Raw genomic sequence first — 18,892 nt, 5'->3', positions numbered from 1 at the left:
TCAATTAATTGATGGCAATTGCTTGACCAACTTGTTCACCCGCCGTAACTGAACCAACATTTGTCGTCAAGTTATCTAGCTTATCTGCTGAGTTAGTAATTAATACCATTGTCGTCTTAGGTAACTGGGCAGTTTCAATACTCTGCCAATCAACTACTGACAAGGTATCACCACCTGAAACAATGTCCCCAACTTTTACTTGTGGAGCAAATGGTGCACCATTTAATGACACCGTATCAATACCGATATGAACTAAAATTTCAAGTCCATCAACACGCTTAATACCAACTGCGTGTCCTTGTTGTAGTGTCACTTCACCAGCAACTGGTGACACAACATTCCCACTATTTGGTTCGACTGCAAACCCATCACCCATCATCTTACCGGCAAAGACAGGATCAGAAACATTTTCTAAATTAATTAATTCTCCTGTTACTGGTGCATATAAATTAACATCATTTTCAACAACTTTTTTCTTGCCAAATCCAAACATGAATAATATCCTCCTCGTTATACCTTACGCCGTCTTGCAAATTCAACACTTGTAAAGCGATCAGCACGATGTCGTGACTCCGTATATGACAAAATACGATTATCCGCTAATCGAGTTTCACTACGAATAACAACCATAGCCATTTTTTCATCAACTTGTAAAAGTTGACGGTCACGCAGATTGCTTTTTTCAACAGTCATCCGCTTAATTGCATAATCTATTTGTAAGCCCAATTGATTTTCAAAGTAGTCAAACAATGAGTTTTGTGCTGCATCATAAGGCACTGTTGCGACTGTCTCTTGATTAACGTAATCATAATCTAAGACAGTGGCTTCACCATCTACTCGTCGACGTCTTTCCACTAAAGTTGCCAATATTGAAGACTCAGATAAAGTTAAATTTTCAGGAATCTCAACATCTGGCTCAATACTAATGACATCATTGCTAGCATTTAAGTTAGCTTGTGACACCATTTCACGATAACTTTCAAGCGTTGAAACAGGGAACACAAAGTGCTTTCGATCTAGAACAACAGACCCTTTACCAGGCAATCTTTGCACATAACCGTCATTTGCCAAAGATTTAACTGCCTTTCTAACAGTTTCACGCGATACTTTATAACGCATGACCAACTTGCCATCACTGGGTAGAAAGTCACCCGGCAAATAAACTTGATTATGCAGATCCTTTAATAAATCTTGATAGATTTTTTGATATTTTTCCATTTGTTCCCCCTTTCAACATCTTTATTCTATCTAACAATGAAATCGTTTTCAACGTTGACGCATCAACGATTATAAAACAGGACTAGTCAGGTTACACAGTGTTTTGATTAGTAATGATTTCCCGGGCTAGTCAGGTTTTTTATCTGATTACATTTGCTTACAAAATAAAATTAGCATATGATGCTAATTTCGTTCGACTAGCCTTTATGATTTCTATAAAAATTTGCCATAGATAGTATAAAACACCACCTAATTGTTGGAATTCTTAAACAATTAGGTGGTGTTTTTCTGTTTTTCTAGTTAATGTCGTTTAAATTGTAGTCCCACGATACAATGAAACCGGTAGAACAAAATCCCCTTCATCAATTGGTTGATTACCATTATCGATTCGCCGTATTAACATCTTAACCAACATCATAACAATATCGTCTAACGGTTGAACAATCGTTGTTAAATCAGGAAAATAGGTACGCATAAAATCAGTACCATCATAACCAATAACTTTTAACTTATCAGGTACTTTTATTTTAAGCATTGCTGCAACTTGTAATACCAAAATAGCAGTTAAGTCATCAGAACAAACGATGCCATCAGCCTGCCCTTGTTCTAATAAACGTTTAATAGATGTTTGTTTAATCATTGGTGTATCATCAAAATAAATTGGAAATACATGACGATCCAATCCTAAAAAATCCATTTGTTGATAATATCCTTGTAATCGTTTGTCAGTTGGATTTCCTTTTTGATCAGGATTCCCCATAAAGTAAATATGACGGGCACCAGCATCATATAACGTTTGTGTTGCTAAAATACCCCCCTGCAAATTATCACTACTAATCGTCGGCATTTTATCAGCATAGCGTCTGTCAAATGAAATAATCGGCAGATTGGTATTTTGATATTCCATAATCCCTAAATTGTGTGCACCCGTAATAATACCATCGACTTGATTAGCTAATAGCATTTTCAAATAATCACGTTCTTTTTCAATATCATCTGCTGAATTGCAAAGAATAACTTTATATCCTTGCAAAAACAAACTCTTTTCAAGTTTCTCAATTAACTCAGAAAAAAACGGATTTGTAATGCCAGGAAAAATGAGTCCAATAATCCGTGTCTTTTTCCCTTTTAATGAACGCGCCAATGAATTTGGTTGATAATGCAATTTTTCCATTGCATCAAAAACATTTTGTTTTGTTTGTGCACTTAAATAACCATGATTATTAATCACCCGTGATACAGTTGTCGGCGATACGCCTGCTTCTTTAGCAACATCTGATAATTTTGGTTTCACAATGACACATCCTTTTTGAACAAATAAATTCTATTTATCCATTGTACCAAAAAAATAACGCTTACATATCCTGAAGTGTAAAATATTGACCCGAATAATCTCTTATTTCTTCATTTGAAAAGGCTATCGTTGTATGCGTATTTTCTGCAAAATAACGTAAAGTCATCACTTTTTGACCACCATTAACAAATATTTCACAAACTGAATGATCAACAAAAATATCCAAAGTCAAGGATTTATTTGGCGTTAAGCCAATCTGGCGTTGCTCACCAAATTCTGTGGCAAATTTTTCCCCAACATTTGCTCGATCAACCAACAAATAACCTTCTGTCGTGTCAAACTTCAATTGCAGTGCATGTTCTGTTGTACCATCGCTTGCTAAAAGTAAATTACCTATTTGATTAGCACCTAGCGTTAACTTTAGTTCGTATTGTTGTCCTGCATTTTCAACTAATACACGCTCCTTTTTCGGCAAAATTTGTTCATTATCTCGTAATTTTGCCATTGCAGCAACGGGCTTTTGATAAAGTTTACCATCAATAATTTTTAATTGTTTTACAAGACTTAGACAGTGCGCCCAATTTTCTTGGTCCGTTGGATACGTAATTTCTGGTAGTCCAATCCAACTAATCAAATAAGCACTCCCATCTGGTGCATTAAAGGCCTGACTAGCATAAACGTCAAAGCCATCATCTAATTGCACCATCTTATTACTATCTGCTTGGAAAATATTTTGTTCAAAATCAAAATGATCACTAATTGCATAAACATTTGGATAAATATTAGCTGTTGCTAATTCATTTTGTGGCAATCCTTGTGGACAAAAAATTAAAACTTTTTTATTATCAACATCAATTAAATTAGGACATTCAACCATATAACCCAAATTATTTAAATTGTGCTTAACATACCCCCTATCATGCCAAGTTTTCAAATCACTTGATTGAAAAAGTGACATTTCACCTTGCAACGTTTGCTTATCCTGTGCACCAATTAATGCATAATATTCGTGATTAACTTTTAATAATTGCGGATCTCTAAAGTGATCAGTGACGTAAGCGGGTTGCTCAATTAAGGGTTTCGTTACCTTTGTAACCTGATTATCTTTATCCATCCAGGCACCATTTTGATAACTTTTTCGTTGCCAATCTTGCGTGCGAACATTTCCAGTGTACATTAAGAATAGACGATCACCAATAACTTGTGCTGAACCTGAGTAAGCACCATGTAAATCATAGCGATCACCTGCTGGTAATGCTACTCCTAAATTATGCCAATGAACTAAATCATCAGAAGTACAATGCACCCACGATTTTAATCCATGAACCGGTCCAAAAGGAAATGCTTGATAAAACACATGCCATTGACCATCAAAAAATGAAAACCCATTGGGATCATTTAATAAACCAGATTTAGGACTAATATGAAATTTGGGCTTGTACCGTGATGTATCTGCTTGCTTTTCTAAGCCATCAATCAAAGTTTCTGAATAATTCGAATAATCTTGATAACGTTGTTCTCTCGTCCATGCCATACTAAGGCTCTCCTTTTTGTGACGTGAATTTTTCATTAAAATCTATCACTTATAAAATAAGTTAAATAAAAATAAATGTCAATCGTTTGACATTCTTATATTGCTATTAAATAAGCCATTTAAATAATTTTGAAAAATTAATGTCAATCGTTTGACATATAAAATAAATGCGGTATTCTAGGTATGTAGCAATTAAAGAAACCGCTTTCAAATATCCAATGAGGAGTAAAAAAATGGATCATAAAAAAGTTGCTAATGAAATTGTTGATGCTGTAGGTAAAGACAATTTTGCTGCCGCTGCACACTGTGCAACACGTTTACGTTTAGTCATTAAAGATGAGGGAAAAATCAAACAAGACGCATTAGACAATAATGATGATGTTAAAGGAACGTTTAAAACAAACGGTCAGTATCAAATCATTATTGGACCAGGTGATGTTAATAATGTTTACGATGAATTAATCAAAATCGCAAATGTATCACCTGTTTCGACTGAGGAATTGAAAGATTTGGCGCAAGGTAATAAAAAATTTAATCCTATTATGGCCTTTATTAAGCTATTATCTGATATTTTTGTACCAATCATTCCAGCCTTAGTCGCTGGTGGTCTATTAATGGCTCTAAATAATTTCTTAACTTCTGAAGGATTATTCGGACCAAAAGCATTAGTTGAGACACTACCTGCTATTCAAGGCTTATCAGCCATGATTCAATTAATGTCTGCTGCACCATTTATTTTTATGCCTATTTTGGTTGGAATCTCTGCAGCCAAACGCTTTGGCGCTAACCAATATTTAGGTGCTGCTTTAGCAATGATTATGGTGTCACCTGATTTAGTTGCAAACCATAATTGGGATATTTTTGGGTTAGCAGTCTCTCAAAATAATTATTACTACCAAGTTATTCCAGTCTTGGCTGCTGTTTACATTTTGTCAATTGTTGAAAAATTTTTGCACAAAAAATTACCATCAGCCGTTGACTTTACTTTTACGCCGTTAATTTCATTAATGGTGACCGGCTTTTTAACATTCGTCGTTGTTGGACCGGTCATGCGTTTACTATCAGATGGCATTACTGATGGCATCGTATTTATCTATGGTGCACTTGGTTTTGTGGGTACTGGTATTTTTGGTTTACTATATTCACCAATTGTTCTTACCGGCTTGCATCAAAGTTTCCCTGCTATTGAGACTCAATTAATTAGTGCATTTACTCAAAACCATACTGGTTATGGCGATTTTATCTTCGTTGTTGCTTCAATGGCCAATGTTGCCCAAGGTGCTGCAACATTTGGTGTTTTCGCACTAACCAAGAATAAAAAGATGAAAGGTTTATCGTCTTCTGCAACTGTGTCTGCCTTATTAGGGATTACCGAGCCTGCGCTATTTGGTGTTAATTTAAAATACAAATTCCCATTCTTTTGCGCCTTAATTGGTTCAGGTGTTGCAGCAGCTCTAGCTGGCTTCATGCATGTCATTGCTGTTTCACTAGGATCAGCTGGGTTCCTAGGATTCCTATCAATTAATGCAACATCTATCCCAGCCTATCTACTTTGTGAAGTTGTTTCTTTCGCAGTTGCATTTTCACTAACATACTTATATGGTAAGAAGAATAGTGCTAAAATGGCCGTTATTGATGGTGTTAGTGCTCCTGTTTCAGATGATATCGCACCAACTACAATCGTTAATGATGGTGATGAAATCGTAGCAGCTCCCGTTTCAGGTGTTGCAACTGACCTCAGTGATGTCAATGATGCTGTATTTTCTTCTAAACTAATGGGTGACGGTGGTGCAATTGTGCCAACTGAAAATAACATTTATGCGCCTATTACAGGTACTTTGACGGTTGTTTATGAAACAAACCACGCCTATGGTATTAAAGGCGATAATGGCATTGAAGTTCTAATCCATTTAGGTATTGATACTGTTAATTTAAAGGGACAATTTTTTGAAACGAATGTCACACAAGGTCAACATATTAACGTTGGTGATCAATTAGGTAGTTTTGATATCAACAAGGTTGCTGCAGCTGATTATGACACAACTGTTATCACAGCTATAACAAATACAACTGACTTTAATAATGTCGCTCGTCTTGGTAACGGTGATATTGAACATGGTGAACAATTCGTTATTGTGACACCTTAAAAATTTAAATATAACAAAAAGACCAATGATTAAATGCTCTAGTCCCAATCAAGTTGACAGGGACTAGTACAAAATTCATTGGTCTTTTTAGATAACATCATTATAATCGATTAAGCTTCTTCACCGTTTACTTTGACAACTGCTTTTGAAACAACGCCCAATTTACCATTCACAAAATCATCAACTGTTTTATAATCCAATTCATGTGACATTAATGGTTCAACATTTAGCTTACCAGATGAAAGCAATGCTAATGAATCCTCAAAACTATTCGGGTTGATAAATGATCCTTGAATTGTCAATTGCTTTTGGAAAATTTCATAAGTATTCATTTCAAATTTAGCCTCTGGGCCACCAACACCAAACATCAGTACTTGTGCACCACGAGCTGCCGCTGCAATAGCCTCTTCTTGTGTTTGTGGCATGCCCACTGCTTCAATGACAATATCATAAGACTCTGCTGGAATAACATCACCTGTATTGGTATTGAACGTATTTGTCACACCAAATTTTTCTTTGTTCATAGCCAACTTTTCGTCGACAATACCAGCCAAATCTACTTGGTGAATACCATAAGCTTGTAGTAATTGCACAAATAATTCACCCATAAAGCCATCTCCAATTACCAAAGCCTTTTGATAAGGAGATACCTTCAATAACTTAATACCATGAACGGCACATGAAATTGGTTCCACAACTGATGCAGATTTCAGTGACACATTATCTGGTATTTGATAAACAACAGATGCTGGTGCAGTAAAGTAATCAGCGAAGCCCCCATCACGTGTTACGCCAACGGCTGACAAGTTTTCGCATAATTCTGGACGTCCAGTACGACAAAATTTGCATTGACCACAATAAATATTAGGATCAACAGTTACACGATCACCAACTTTTACATTTGTGACTGCATCCCCAACCTCAGCCACAACACCTGAGTTTTCATGACCCAAGATAATTGGTGGTACTGCGTCTGTCGAACCTGGTAATCCAGCATATAATGCATGATCAGTACCACAAATACCAGCAAAAGCAGTATGAATCAAAACCTCATCAGGTAAAACATTTGGTCGATCAATCTCTTCAACTTCTAATTTTTTAATATCTGTTAAAACAAGTGCTTCCATGATAAATTCTCCTTTGTATATAAATGTCCCTCACTATATTGTAAACGCTTACTCATATTATAACAAACTTTTTTATTGAATTTTTTTGAATAAAAAATAGACTGGCAGCCGGCTGCCAGTCTATCAAAAATATTAATCTTGCCACAAATATTTAGCATCCATAATCGGATCTTGTGACGTCAAAATCTTTGGTCCATCATTCGTAATTGCTAACGTATGTTCGTATTGAGCTGATAAACTATCATCAGCTGAAACATAGTATTCCCAACCCGTTTCCGGAACAACTTCAGTTCTAATTTCCCAATCACCACCAGCATTTACCATTGGCTCAATGGTAATTACCATACCAGCTTTTAAACGCAATCCTTTATGGGGAACACCATAATGAAAGACATTAGGCTCTTCGTGCATAGTGGGGCCAATCCCATGACCAATCAAATCACGGACATCACCCATATGATTTTTATTTTCAACAAAATCTTGAATAGCAAACCCAATATCACCTAAGCGATTACCAACTTGAGCTTGATCAATACCCAAATACAAAGCTTTAAGTGTCACATCCATTAAATGGTCAATTTCTGGTGTACTTTCACCAACAACATATGTCCAGGCTGAATCACTTTCATAACCATGCCAATTCACACAAAAGTCAACGGTAACAATGTCATGATTTTTTAGTTTCAAGCCTTTACGTGGCGTTGCATGCGCTACTTCATTATTGATACTAATACATGTTGCATATTTATAACCTTCAAATCCCTTCTCTGAAGGGGTCGCATCATGGTCCAAAATGTATTGATTGACAATTTCTTCAATCTCCCAAGTATCCATGCCAACATGAATTTTATCACGTAATGCTAGATGAGCACCTGCTAAAATCTGACCAGAATGAGCCATTCCTGATATTTCCCTATTGGATTTTAAAGTAATCAATATATTTCTCCTTGAGTAATTATCTTATAATTTTGGTTAACGGACTTGATTGACCAGCCGCTATTTTTACAATTTCTTGACTAAAAACACTTCTTTTAACTGGTCGATACTTTTTTAAAAAGGGTATTTTAAAGCCATTGATGGCAATATTTAACAATATACCCGGTATAAAATTACCCAATCGTTGTAAGTCGTAAACCATTCCTGGATAAACTGCTATAAATCGATTATCTAACTTTTTTTGACCATAATCAATCACTTCTTGCTTTGCTTTTAAGTAATCATCTAATAATCGTGGTGCATTATTAGCAGCAATAAAAATAAATTTTGTTTTGTCCGTTTTTACCTGTAATTGATCAATTACTTTTTTAGCAGGCTCAATACTATTTTTTTCATAAGACGTTTGTTTACGTTTACTAGGTATTAAAATTCCCACACAATCAATGACTATATCTGAAGTAGTGACGACGGATTGCCAATTACCATCATGACTAAAATCAACTGCTAAATAGGAAACTGGCATAACTAAATTCTGCTTATTCCCCATTCCTGAACGAGACAGACTAATTAATTCATGATTATATTTACTATTAACGAAACCAGCTAAAATTCCCTGTCCCAGATAACCAGTGCCACCCATGATTGTTATTTTCATAAGCAAATTCTCCTTTATAATAATAACTTAACGCTAATGAAAGAAAACATGAATTATTCATTGATGTTTTCACCTTCATAATTAATTAAATTTTTATCCGTATTTTTAGCAATATAGAGATAACTGTCAACTCGCTTATACAGTGTTTGTTTGTCTTGATCCGTTTGACTACACTTTGCAATACCTATCGATAGTGTTATTTTGATTGGTTTATCATTAGTATTTATTAAATCTAATTGATTAATGCTATCCCTGATTTTACTAACGGTATGTATAACTTTTTGCTTGTTTAATCCTGAAAATAAGAGTGCAAATTCCTCACCACCCACTCTAAAAAAATTTTCGTCTAACTGTAGTACATCTAGTTCATCTATTACAGTTTGCGATACGATTCTTAAAGCAGAATCTCCCATTGAATGTCCATATTCATCATTAATTTGCTTAAATCGATCAATATCAAATAAAACCAAATGATTATTAGTTTTATCATTATTATTAAATAATTTTGTTAGTTCACGTTCAAATATCGTTCTATCACCTATACCCGTTAAAAAATCCTGTGCAATTTCACGTAGCTTTATTTGTAGTTGCTTATTAATTCCCTTATCCATAAATATAATAACTATGATGTAGACAATAGATAATAGAACCTGTCCAATGTACATTTTTAAAGTTAAATTTGTATCAACCAAAAATATACTCCACCATCCCATACTATATATAATAATAAATTTAAAAGACGTTAGTTGCCATTTAACCACCATGATCTCATAATCAAAGCGAAAATAATTAATAATAAGTAGCGTGTAAGTGCCCAAAATTGAAATTAATAACAAAAATTGTTCATGTCCATTAGAAGCAGTCGGTATATTACCATATACACAACTTAAAAAAATAAGCATCACTAACAAATTATTTAAATTGATAAACCATTTTTTCCTTAATAAAGATGAAAAATAAAAGAACATAGCTACGCCAACACTAATACTGGTTAATTTATCAAAAATAGTGTCACGTTGTAAAAACGTAACCGTCACAATAAGCATTGCTAAGCACGGATTTAGTATTCTGAAGGCCATGACTGTTTTCATTAAAAATCGTGAATATTTAGATGTTGCAAACCATGGCCTTAAAATAAAATCAATTGCTACTGTAGCTAAAATAATAAATAACGCATTACATTGTGTAATCAACACATCAAATATATCTGTCATAGATTCCCCTATAATTTTGCAGGTTTTGCAAATAAAAATCCTTGTTGTTGGTGCACATTCATTGTTAATAACCAATATGAAATCATTTCTTCTTCCACACCTTCAACGACCAATGAAATACCTTTTTCACAAGTTAAACTTCTAAGCAGCTTAATTATCCAATAGATTTGTTGCTGATTTAAATAATGACCACCATTAGTAAATGACCATTTTATTCGTGAAATATAAGGCCTTACTAGCATAAAATTACCAAGTGAATTATTACCTTGCATAATGTCATCTAAAGCAATTTTATAGCCTAAATCATGTATTTTTTTGAACATGCTAACATTAATATTATCTGAATACTCTGTATACTTTTTATTTGGCGCTTGTTCTGTTATTTCAATCATCATGCGAGCACGCATATTAGTATTAATCGACTTTAAATAGGTTAACAATACTGGAAACTCTAATTCTTGTTGAGTAAAATTTAAACTAAATTGACAGGTTGGGTACTTATCCCACAAATACATCAATTCATTGTTTAAATCTTTTAAATATGCTTGATATTGTTTAAGTGACGAATTTAATAAATTGTGAAATTCTTGTTCTGGAAAGCCAACCTTATTAGTAGCACGTAACAATAACTCTACTTCACGTACTTCACGTGACTTAGCATCAATTATTTGTTGACCCACAAAATAAAAATCACCCATTTTTTATTCATTTACCTCATTCATATATTTTTTAGCAGAAACAATTTGTAAGTTATCTGGATTTGACTTATATATACCTGCACCTATTTTTTGATGATACGCTCTTTTAGCCAATAGCGAAAATGTTTGGTGTTTTTCTGGTATCACAATATAATCATACTGTGATACTAAGTCTTTAAATTTACTAGTTGACATATCAAAAGCTTCACGACCGATAACTTGATCATTAAACATGTAATAGCGTCCTACAAATTGTGTATAACTATTAGCAACATCAGATGCATTAACGTCAACTAACAATATTTTTTTATGATTAAATTTAATTTGGTTTGGCAACATTTCATGAAGCTTAACTGGCAATGCTTGACGCGATTCACGCGCATTAAAATTAATACCATTAATTTCTGACAACATTAAAACACTTGCTATTAATATCAAAATAAAGGTAGTTTCTTGATATAATTGTTTCGTTCTCAGAGATGCAAAATTCTTAGCATCTCTTAATAAGATATCTGGTTGGAACGAGGCTAAATCGCAATCATTTAGTATAACTAATCCTGCTGTCGTAATACTGAATACAATGATTGTTGATAAATATCGGTCAATACCTGCTAAAGTGATCGCTTCATTATATGGCATTGACACCAAAAACATCACTAAAACACCAATAATATAAAGTAAAATAATACCATTTGTAATGAACAACATTTTAAAACTAAAACTTTTCTTATGTAATAAGAAACGTATAATTCCCCATGTTACTAATAACGCAACATTGATTAACAAAAATCCTTTAAAAAATAACGTATCAACATTGAACAAATATGCCACAATTTTTTTAATAATTAGTAATTTAGTATTCTGTGATTCATGACTTACTTGATTTTCATATGCTTGTAAATTTAAAGCATGTTTAGATGCTGCTGTAAATACATGTGCCACATGTAAACGCCAATACATCCATCCTAAAAAGCTCAGTAAGATTGTCACAATAATATGACAAATCACTGTAAATATCGTTTTTATTTTATTAACTTTTAGCGACATTTCTTTAAAACGAGTAATTGCAAAATACACTAAAATCAAAATACCAAAGTAAATTGCTGAACTCTTTGTTAACAATAAAAAATTAACAATTAAAATAACGCTCATACTTTGTAATTTTGGTTTCTTTTTTTCACAATATACTGCTACCATACCAGTAGCAGCCAACAAAGCTAGTAAAAAATCGACCAATAAATTGTTCATACGAATAGCAATGTTAAATATATTAAGTAAGCTAATAATTGTAAGTAATGACGCTGTTATAACTGCTCGTTTAGGATCTCTTAAACCACCAAATAAAGCATAAGCGCTTGCCCATATCATCATAAACTGCCCAATCAGCAAAATGCCTTCATGATAACCAACTATTGACGTAATATAAGTTAAAAACATTGCCGTAGCTGGTGGATAATCTGTGAAGGTAACCAAATTTTGGTGTGCATCTGGTAACTGACCAACGAAAGTTAAATATTTAACGATTGTGGCCCAGTGTGAAAAATTATCATAGTGTATCAAAGAACTATGATAAAGAGCAATTATCATTAAAAAGCCAAATATAATAAACCACGCATCAAATACGTGTAATTTAATAGTAGTTTCACGACTACACACATTTTTAATAAAAGTGCTAAGGAATAATAGCATCCCTAATAGAAACGTAAGCCAAATGCCAAATTTTAATTGTCCTATTAAAGCAGCCAAATACACCATCATACTTTGTATAATAATTGCTAATAACCAAGAAAGGTAGCGGTTGCTACCTAAAAACATCGCTAATTGTCGATACCCCCCTGTCGCCAGGCAAAAAAATAATGATGCTAATACAATCATTGTCTATCCATTCCTTTTTGTACTTATTCTATGCCAACTATTTTTAAGATGATAAATCATGTTTATTAACAATGCGTCATAAATTGTCATCCAAGCATCTTGTTTCCAAGGCAATGACATATTTTGCCCATCATAAATGAGACTATAAAATTTATTTTGATTTTCATCAGTCATATTTTCAATGCTTAACCCATATTTATTGTTAGAGTAGGTAACACGTATAATACCTGTAAATTGAATAGACTCGTCATTGTAATACAGCGTCCCCATGACATGGTCGCCTATTCGTAACAACAGCGGGCCGGGTGACTTAAACGATAATCCTCTATCAGAAACATCAATTGTTTCAATTACACTTTCAACTTGATCATTGTTTATGATGATGCCATGAATTTCACGTGCAAAACGTTCAAATTTACGATTAATTTGACGCCCCCATGCCAGATATAAACTAAAAGTTAAGTTAACTAAATGTGTTAATAACCAAAAACTGATGACAGCACCATACATAATTTCTGATCCCCATTTACCATAATTAAATACAATCAAAGCCCAAACATCTAATAACCACAAAATTAAATAAGGTACACCATACAGTAAAGCCCTTGTTGACTGCCCATTATTTTTATCAGTTACTTTAAATTTTGTTTGCTTGATACCAAATGTTTCTAATAAAACAGGTAGCCATAAATAAGGTGCAAAAAACGTTTCTTGAATTTCACCCCACCGTTCACCACGAATGTTCGTATTAGACATCCCCATTACATAATGTAATAAGAAATAACCTGGTGCCCAAAAAAGTAATAATACCCAAAAATTGGCATCAACAACTTGAACATGCCAAATAGCAAATAATATTGGTGCCAAAATAAATAATAATCGGCGCATAAACGACCACCAATAAAGATAAACATTTGTTAAAATCATACGATTAATGAATGGCAATTTACGGTTGAAAAAAATATGAATATTACGCGCACTTTGTGTAACACCACGTGCCCAACGAATACGTTGCTTAATGACACTTTTCACATCCATTGGTGTAATACCACTTGATTCAGGAATTTCAGTCGCCATACTCGTATAGTTGGCCATATTAATTCGTACACCTAATTCAAAATCTTCAGTTAACGTTTTTTCAGGAAAACCACCTGCATCATTAATTGCATCTCGAGAAAAAACGGCGTTAGATCCGGTAAATATTGCTGCGCCATTTGAACCATTTAAGACATTAATATCACGTGAAAAGAAATCTTGTTCATTAGTCGCTGTTTTTTCTGAGAATAAATTGTATTGAAAAATATCAGCATTATAAAAGCTTTGTGGCGTTTGTAAAAAACCTAATTTTTTAATATTTTCATCTTCTTGTTGTTCGTAGTCATTTTTAATAAAATAAGGAATTGAGTGTAACAAAAACGTTTTAAAAGGTATCATATCTGCATCAAAAACAGCTACCAAAGGTGCTGATAGTTGCTGTAGAGCATGATTAATATTGCCAGCTTTGGCAGCATTATTTTTCTCAGGCATATCAATGTATTTCACATGATAGTCCATTGCTAACTTTTCTACAGCCAAACGGTTGCCATCATCAGCAATGACAATATTTACCTTTTGCTCATATCCTGGTGTCATATTAGCAGCAGCATTAACCGTTTTTTGTAATAATGAAATTTCTTCATCATGTGTGACAATAATGACATCAATATCAGGCCACTTGGTATACTGACTAATTTCTGGCAACGCTAACTCGTTATTATGTTTTTTATTAAAACGTAGTCTTAAAAATATTAAAATAAATGCTGTGAAATTTGATATTATTTCACTTACCAATAACGCAATCGCAAAAACAAATGCAAATTCATGGTGTTGATAGCTAGGTATTGTAAAAAAGATTCGCCAAATTAAATATATTATCGTTAAAACAACAGCTAAGATAGATAACACTTTTTTATATAATTTAAGCTGCATTTGATCGCACCACTTTTTTAAACACAATATGCTTTTGAATTTGGTAACTAATTAAGAATAAAAAGCTATCAACAATAATCTTAATTAAAGTAATCCAACCAGTTTCATACATTTGTCTTGCTAAGTGAGTCAATAGTGTTGTTAATAATCCTGAAATTAACATTTGACTTAACATTAAAACAACATATTTAATTAATGGTTGTGAATTGCTAGTTGAAAAAACAAATTTTTTATTCATTATATAATTAAATATAGCTGAACAAAGTCGTGCAATTATTGTTGCCAATAAGATTGCATTACCTGACTTCCCAACCATTAAGTAAATAAAAATATAAAAACAAACTATATCAATCAAAAAAGACCCCATGCCACTAAAAGCAAATTTGAAAAAACGACTATAAATTGATAACGAATCAGCAATCACTCTAAAATGAGAAGTCGCATTATTATCTAAATAAACAGTTTGAATGGGGACTTCCCGAATATTAATACCTGCTTTTTTAGTTGCTAATAGCATATCAAATTCAAATTCATATCTATTTGAAGAAAATGTTATTAATTGTTTAATATATTTGATTGGGACAATTCTCAGACCAGTTTGTGTATCACTAACTTTAATTCCGGTTAATAGATTCACTAATTGATTAGTGACAATGTTGCCAACCTTACTGCGTAATGGTACATCTTTACCAAAATTACGACTGCCAATAATTAAATCATTCATATGCTTCATAAAATGATGTTCAAGTTTCTTTAAATCAACCACTTTATGTTGACCATCTGAATCAATTGTGGCAACCCCTTTTATATTTGTCTTGTTAGTTAGTATAAAATTAAAACCAGTTTTTAATGCTTGTCCTTTACCACGATTTTTTTCATGAGTTAATATTTTAACTTTAGAATAATTTTGCTGTATTTTTGAAAAAATTAAATCATCTTCTGAACCATCGTTAATGATTATGATATCTTAGTTAAATCCTTTTTGTTGGTGAATTTCAAATAATAATTTCAATAACTTTTCATCAGGATTAAAAGCTGGAATCAATATTGCAATATCACATAATTTGTTATTCATCTAATCACATCTCACATATCTTATTTGTTCTACGAATTTAAAAGTGTACATACTTTCAATACGGGCGTCAACTAGCGCCATATCAACATTTGTAATTGAATGCGTTTACAATTATAAATAATCAATGTCAACTAATTTAACACAATGCGTTACAACAGTAATTAGTCACCTTATGTGTTTTTTTAATGTATATTTGTATATAACAATATAAAATATTCATTAACTTAAGATTAATATAAGGTATACCTGTTATTAAATAACAAATATATTTGACATTATTTGGCTACAAATTATATATAATAATAAAATTATTTATGTATCGAAATCGAAAAGCACTAATAATTAATTTATTAAGATCTATCAAACACCGTTAAATAGTTTATTTTAATAAGTAACATAATCCACTATCTAATTTCATTTATAGACGTTGCTTATTATCGTAGTGTTAAACTTTAATCACAAAAATGCCCCGAAAGTTAATTTTTTCTTTCGGGGCACACCTCATATATTACTACTAGTGTTCTTAGTTATTAATTTTATATTACTTTTTAACTGCATATTTGAAATTAAATGGTGCCCCTGTTGGGTTAGCAATTACACCCTTAACCTTTGGATTCAACAATGATGCTGTTGAACGGTAGTATAGCGGTGCCACACCGGCTTCCTTTTCCAAAATTTGCTCAGCCTTTTTAAAGTCATCATATTGTGCCTTCTTGTCGTTAGCATTCTTACCTTCAGCATTTTCTAACGTAGCATCGTAATCAGCATTTTGCCACTTACCATAATTATATGACGCATCAGACTTATACAAATCTAAGAACGATGAAGCATCCGGGTAATCAGCTAACCAACCAAAGTTTAGCATTTGGAAATCACCATCTGTACTCAACTTCAAACGTTGCTTCTTTGGAACTGTTTTAATTGAAACATCCATTCCCTTTAGGTTTTGTTCTAATTGTTCTTGTAAGAATTGTGCGACACGCTTTGATGTATCATCATCATCAGTCAGTAATTGTACTGACAAATCAGACTTACCTTCTTCTTTCAATCCTTCTTTAAATAAGTTCGCAGCTTTCTTCTTATCAAACTTTATTGCGCCCTTCACTTCAGCATCAGTTGCAAAATCCTTATTATTATTTGGATTCTTTACCAACCCCTTTGGTGTATAAGTTGTTGCCGGAATAGCTGAACCCGTAACAATTTTATCTGACAATGTTTGACGATTAATTGCATAAGAAATTGCTTGACGAATCTTTGTATTTTTAAATTCTGGTACTTTTTCTTGATTCATTTGCAAAGCTTGTGTTGCACCAGTCTTAATTTCTTTGTATCCTGATTTGTTCTTCGAGGCCTTAACTTGATCAGGAGAAAGTGGCGTGAAATCTAATTTCTTACCTTGATACAAATTATAACCTGTGTTTTGATCCTTAATGGTCTGCACAGCAATTTTATTTGTTTTAACTTTCTTAGCGTCAAAGTATTTATCATTCTTCACGTATGAGTACTTGTTATTTGATCCAGACCATCCCTTTAATTTATAAGGACCTGCTGACAAGTAAGTTTTAGCAGACGTACCATATTTACTTCCCTGCTCTTTCACAAATTTCTCATTTTGTGGAAAGAAAACTGGCATTGTAATTTCTTGTAAGAAATATGAAGAAGGTGATTCTAACGTTACCTTCAATGTATGATCATCTACTGCTTCAATTCCTAAATCTGTTGGTTGTTTATCACCATCTTGAATTGCTTGCGCATTTTTTACACTATCAAGCAAATAAGCATATTCTGATGCAGTCTTAGGATCAATTGATCGTTGCCATCCATAAACAAAATCCTTAGCTGTTAACGCCTCACCATTTTCCCATTTCAAACCTGAACGTAAATGGAAAGTATAAGTTAAACCATCTGATGATTTTTCATAACTTTTAGCTGCTTCATTTTCTAATTTATTGCCTTTGCCAAATTGAACCAATGGTAAGCCTGTTGCGCCAATAGCATCAGCTGATACCGTATCCGTTGATTTTGCTGGATCCATGGTTGGTAATGCTGCTACCTCAGACCAATTGATTGTCTTGCCTGTTGTCGCTGCTGAGGCAGTGATTGCAGGTAACGCAACACTACCAATCATTGTAACCGACGCCGCTAATGCCGTAATTTTCCCAATATTTCTCATAGTTTTCACCTTCTACATCCTATCTCTGTTAATTGTTTCATTATATTACCATATATCGTTCATTTAGTCTAATTGTTTTTTAATCTTATTTTTAGAAAACAAAAAAAACCAAAGTAATAAACTTTGGCTTTTATATGGTATTAAGTTATTAAATCAATATTTTAATGAAATTTATCACTGGTTTTTTGTAATAAATTTGATAACAATACGATTAAATTCATTGTAAAACTCTAAGTGTGGAATGTGACCGGAGCCATCAAAAATATGAACAGCAGAATTTTCAACTTGTTGTAATTCACGGGCAGCTTGCGTATGTGTTACTGGATATAAAGGCGAAGCTGAACCAGCTAAAAACAAATGTGGTATACGTTCATTCGCAACAACGTCTCGCCAGTCCTGAACAATACCATCAACCATTAATGGTCGATTCTTTTTGAAATTAAATGGCACATAACCAGCTGAAACTTGTTGTTTCAATTCTTTATCGATGGTTTGGCGTATTAACTTCGTTTTGGGAAAATCATCAGCAATTCGACTAATTTCTTTAAATGAAGAATCAGCAATACCATACTGCCAACCATCTTCATTTAACATTTTAGGCGTCTGATCTTCAGTTACCAAAGCTTTAACATGCTGGTCACCAAACAAAGAAATATACTGACTAGCCACCATTGCTCCCATTGAGTGACCAACTAAGCTAAAATCTTCAACATGTAGATATTCCAACAAATTTTGTAAATCCATCGCTAACCGTGAAATGCGTAAACCTTTGTCCGTTTGCTCACTTCGACCATGATTACGATATTCAAAACGTAAAATACGAAAACCAGCTTGTTTAAAATCATCAACTTGTGCCGTCCAAGTCGTAATCATACTTGTATAACCACCTAGCAGTACAACTACCGGTTGATCGTAATTACCATCAAATTGGTAATGTAATCGCACACCGTCATTTGTTTTAAAGAAAGACATTGCTTA

General features: G+C 33.2%; 15 protein-coding genes. 1 reads left to right on the top strand and 14 read right to left on the bottom strand.

Annotated elements, in window-relative coordinates; translation table 11 throughout:
• Positions 1-4: 4 nt before the first annotated feature.
• From FFM55_RS07075 to FFM55_RS07060, 4 genes are all read right to left on the bottom strand, one after another.
• Positions 5-493 carry a PTS sugar transporter subunit IIA gene (locus tag FFM55_RS07075; protein WP_042492606.1) on the bottom strand — a complete coding sequence of 163 codons (489 nt, stop codon included), beginning with the start codon at positions 491-493 and terminating at the stop codon, positions 5-7.
• 17 nt (positions 494-510) lie between these two features.
• Positions 511-1,218, bottom strand: a complete 708-nt coding sequence (treR, locus tag FFM55_RS07070) for a trehalose operon repressor (RefSeq protein ID WP_042492604.1) — start codon at positions 1,216-1,218, stop codon at positions 511-513.
• Between the two features lie 310 nt (positions 1,219-1,528).
• Positions 1,529-2,512 (bottom strand): LacI family DNA-binding transcriptional regulator, encoded by a 984-nt coding sequence (locus FFM55_RS07065; protein WP_042492602.1) that lies wholly within the window; start codon positions 2,510-2,512, stop codon positions 1,529-1,531.
• A gap of 61 nt (positions 2,513-2,573) precedes the next feature.
• Positions 2,574-4,046, bottom strand: coding sequence for a sucrose-6-phosphate hydrolase (locus FFM55_RS07060; RefSeq protein WP_137600775.1), 1,473 nt, complete (start codon positions 4,044-4,046; stop codon positions 2,574-2,576).
• Between the two features lie 233 nt (positions 4,047-4,279).
• Here FFM55_RS07060 and FFM55_RS07055 point away from each other — a divergent pair, with 233 nt between their 5' ends.
• On the top strand, positions 4,280-6,193 hold the full coding sequence (locus FFM55_RS07055) for a sucrose-specific PTS transporter subunit IIBC (protein WP_042492596.1): 1,914 nt from the start codon (positions 4,280-4,282) through the stop codon (positions 6,191-6,193).
• Between the two features lie 110 nt (positions 6,194-6,303).
• Here the strand turns inward: FFM55_RS07055 and FFM55_RS07050 are convergent, their stop codons facing one another.
• The 10 genes from FFM55_RS07050 to FFM55_RS07005 all read right to left on the bottom strand — a co-directional run bounded on the left by FFM55_RS07050 (position 6,304) and on the right by FFM55_RS07005 (position 18,886).
• Positions 6,304-7,320, bottom strand: a complete 1,017-nt coding sequence (locus FFM55_RS07050) for a zinc-dependent alcohol dehydrogenase family protein (protein ID WP_042492594.1) — start codon at positions 7,318-7,320, stop codon at positions 6,304-6,306.
• Positions 7,321-7,452: 132 nt separating this feature from the next.
• Positions 7,453-8,256, bottom strand: coding sequence for a type I methionyl aminopeptidase (gene map, locus FFM55_RS07045; RefSeq protein ID WP_042492592.1), 804 nt, complete (start codon positions 8,254-8,256; stop codon positions 7,453-7,455).
• A gap of 19 nt (positions 8,257-8,275) precedes the next feature.
• Entirely contained in the window at positions 8,276-8,911 is a 636-nt protein-coding gene (locus tag FFM55_RS07040; protein ID WP_042492590.1) for a Rossmann-fold NAD(P)-binding domain-containing protein, read from the bottom strand.
• A gap of 53 nt (positions 8,912-8,964) precedes the next feature.
• Positions 8,965-10,125 (bottom strand): GGDEF domain-containing protein, encoded by a 1,161-nt coding sequence (locus FFM55_RS07035; protein ID WP_042492588.1) that lies wholly within the window; start codon positions 10,123-10,125, stop codon positions 8,965-8,967.
• An 8-nt stretch (positions 10,126-10,133) separates the two neighbouring features.
• On the bottom strand, positions 10,134-10,823 hold the full coding sequence (locus FFM55_RS07030; protein ID WP_137600774.1) for an EAL domain-containing protein: 690 nt from the start codon (positions 10,821-10,823) through the stop codon (positions 10,134-10,136).
• A 3-nt stretch (positions 10,824-10,826) separates the two neighbouring features.
• Entirely contained in the window at positions 10,827-12,698 is a 1,872-nt protein-coding gene (locus tag FFM55_RS07025; protein WP_052348386.1) for a hypothetical protein, read from the bottom strand.
• A 3-nt stretch (positions 12,699-12,701) separates the two neighbouring features.
• Entirely contained in the window at positions 12,702-14,666 is a 1,965-nt protein-coding gene (locus tag FFM55_RS07020; protein WP_042492585.1) for a glycosyltransferase family 2 protein, read from the bottom strand.
• Positions 14,656-15,621, bottom strand: coding sequence for a bifunctional glycosyltransferase family 2/GtrA family protein (locus FFM55_RS07015; RefSeq protein ID WP_269317126.1), 966 nt, complete (start codon positions 15,619-15,621; stop codon positions 14,656-14,658). Before FFM55_RS07015 ends, FFM55_RS07020 begins: the two co-directional genes overlap by 11 nt.
• Positions 15,622-16,282: 661 nt before the next feature.
• Positions 16,283-17,914, bottom strand: coding sequence for a peptide ABC transporter substrate-binding protein (locus tag FFM55_RS07010; protein WP_042492584.1), 1,632 nt, complete (start codon positions 17,912-17,914; stop codon positions 16,283-16,285).
• A gap of 174 nt (positions 17,915-18,088) precedes the next feature.
• Positions 18,089-18,886, bottom strand: coding sequence for an alpha/beta fold hydrolase (locus tag FFM55_RS07005; protein ID WP_137600773.1), 798 nt, complete (start codon positions 18,884-18,886; stop codon positions 18,089-18,091).
• Between the last annotated feature and the right edge of the window lie 6 nt (positions 18,887-18,892).

Source organism: Weissella sagaensis, from assembly GCF_005405285.1.
GTDB classification, from domain to species: Bacteria; Bacillota; Bacilli; order Lactobacillales; family Lactobacillaceae; genus Weissella; species Weissella sagaensis.
Note: the sequence above shows the minus strand (reverse complement) of the source record. Positions and strands in the feature narration are given on the sequence as shown.

Bases quoted from the DNA above. Each gene is read 5' to 3' on its own strand.
- FFM55_RS07075 (WP_042492606.1), bottom strand. From the start codon at position 493: ATGTTTGGATTTGGCAAGAAAAAAGTTGTTGAAAATGATGTTAATTTA.
- treR (WP_042492604.1), bottom strand. From the start codon at position 1,218: ATGGAAAAATATCAAAAAATCTATCAAGATTTATTAAAGGATCTGCAT.
- FFM55_RS07060 (WP_137600775.1), bottom strand. From the start codon at position 4,046: ATGGCATGGACGAGAGAACAACGTTATCAAGATTATTCGAATTATTCA.
- FFM55_RS07055 (WP_042492596.1), top strand. From the start codon at position 4,280: ATGGATCATAAAAAAGTTGCTAATGAAATTGTTGATGCTGTAGGTAAA.
- FFM55_RS07050 (WP_042492594.1), bottom strand. From the start codon at position 7,320: ATGGAAGCACTTGTTTTAACAGATATTAAAAAATTAGAAGTTGAAGAG.
- FFM55_RS07040 (WP_042492590.1), bottom strand. From the start codon at position 8,911: ATGAAAATAACAATCATGGGTGGCACTGGTTATCTGGGACAGGGAATT.
- FFM55_RS07035 (WP_042492588.1), bottom strand. From the start codon at position 10,125: ATGACAGATATATTTGATGTGTTGATTACACAATGTAATGCGTTATTT.
- FFM55_RS07030 (WP_137600774.1), bottom strand. From the start codon at position 10,823: ATGGGTGATTTTTATTTTGTGGGTCAACAAATAATTGATGCTAAGTCA.
- FFM55_RS07025 (WP_052348386.1), bottom strand. From the start codon at position 12,698: ATGATTGTATTAGCATCATTATTTTTTTGCCTGGCGACAGGGGGGTAT.
- FFM55_RS07020 (WP_042492585.1), bottom strand. From the start codon at position 14,666: ATGCAGCTTAAATTATATAAAAAAGTGTTATCTATCTTAGCTGTTGTT.
- FFM55_RS07010 (WP_042492584.1), bottom strand. From the start codon at position 17,914: ATGAGAAATATTGGGAAAATTACGGCATTAGCGGCGTCGGTTACAATG.
- FFM55_RS07005 (WP_137600773.1), bottom strand. From the start codon at position 18,886: ATGTCTTTCTTTAAAACAAATGACGGTGTGCGATTACATTACCAATTT.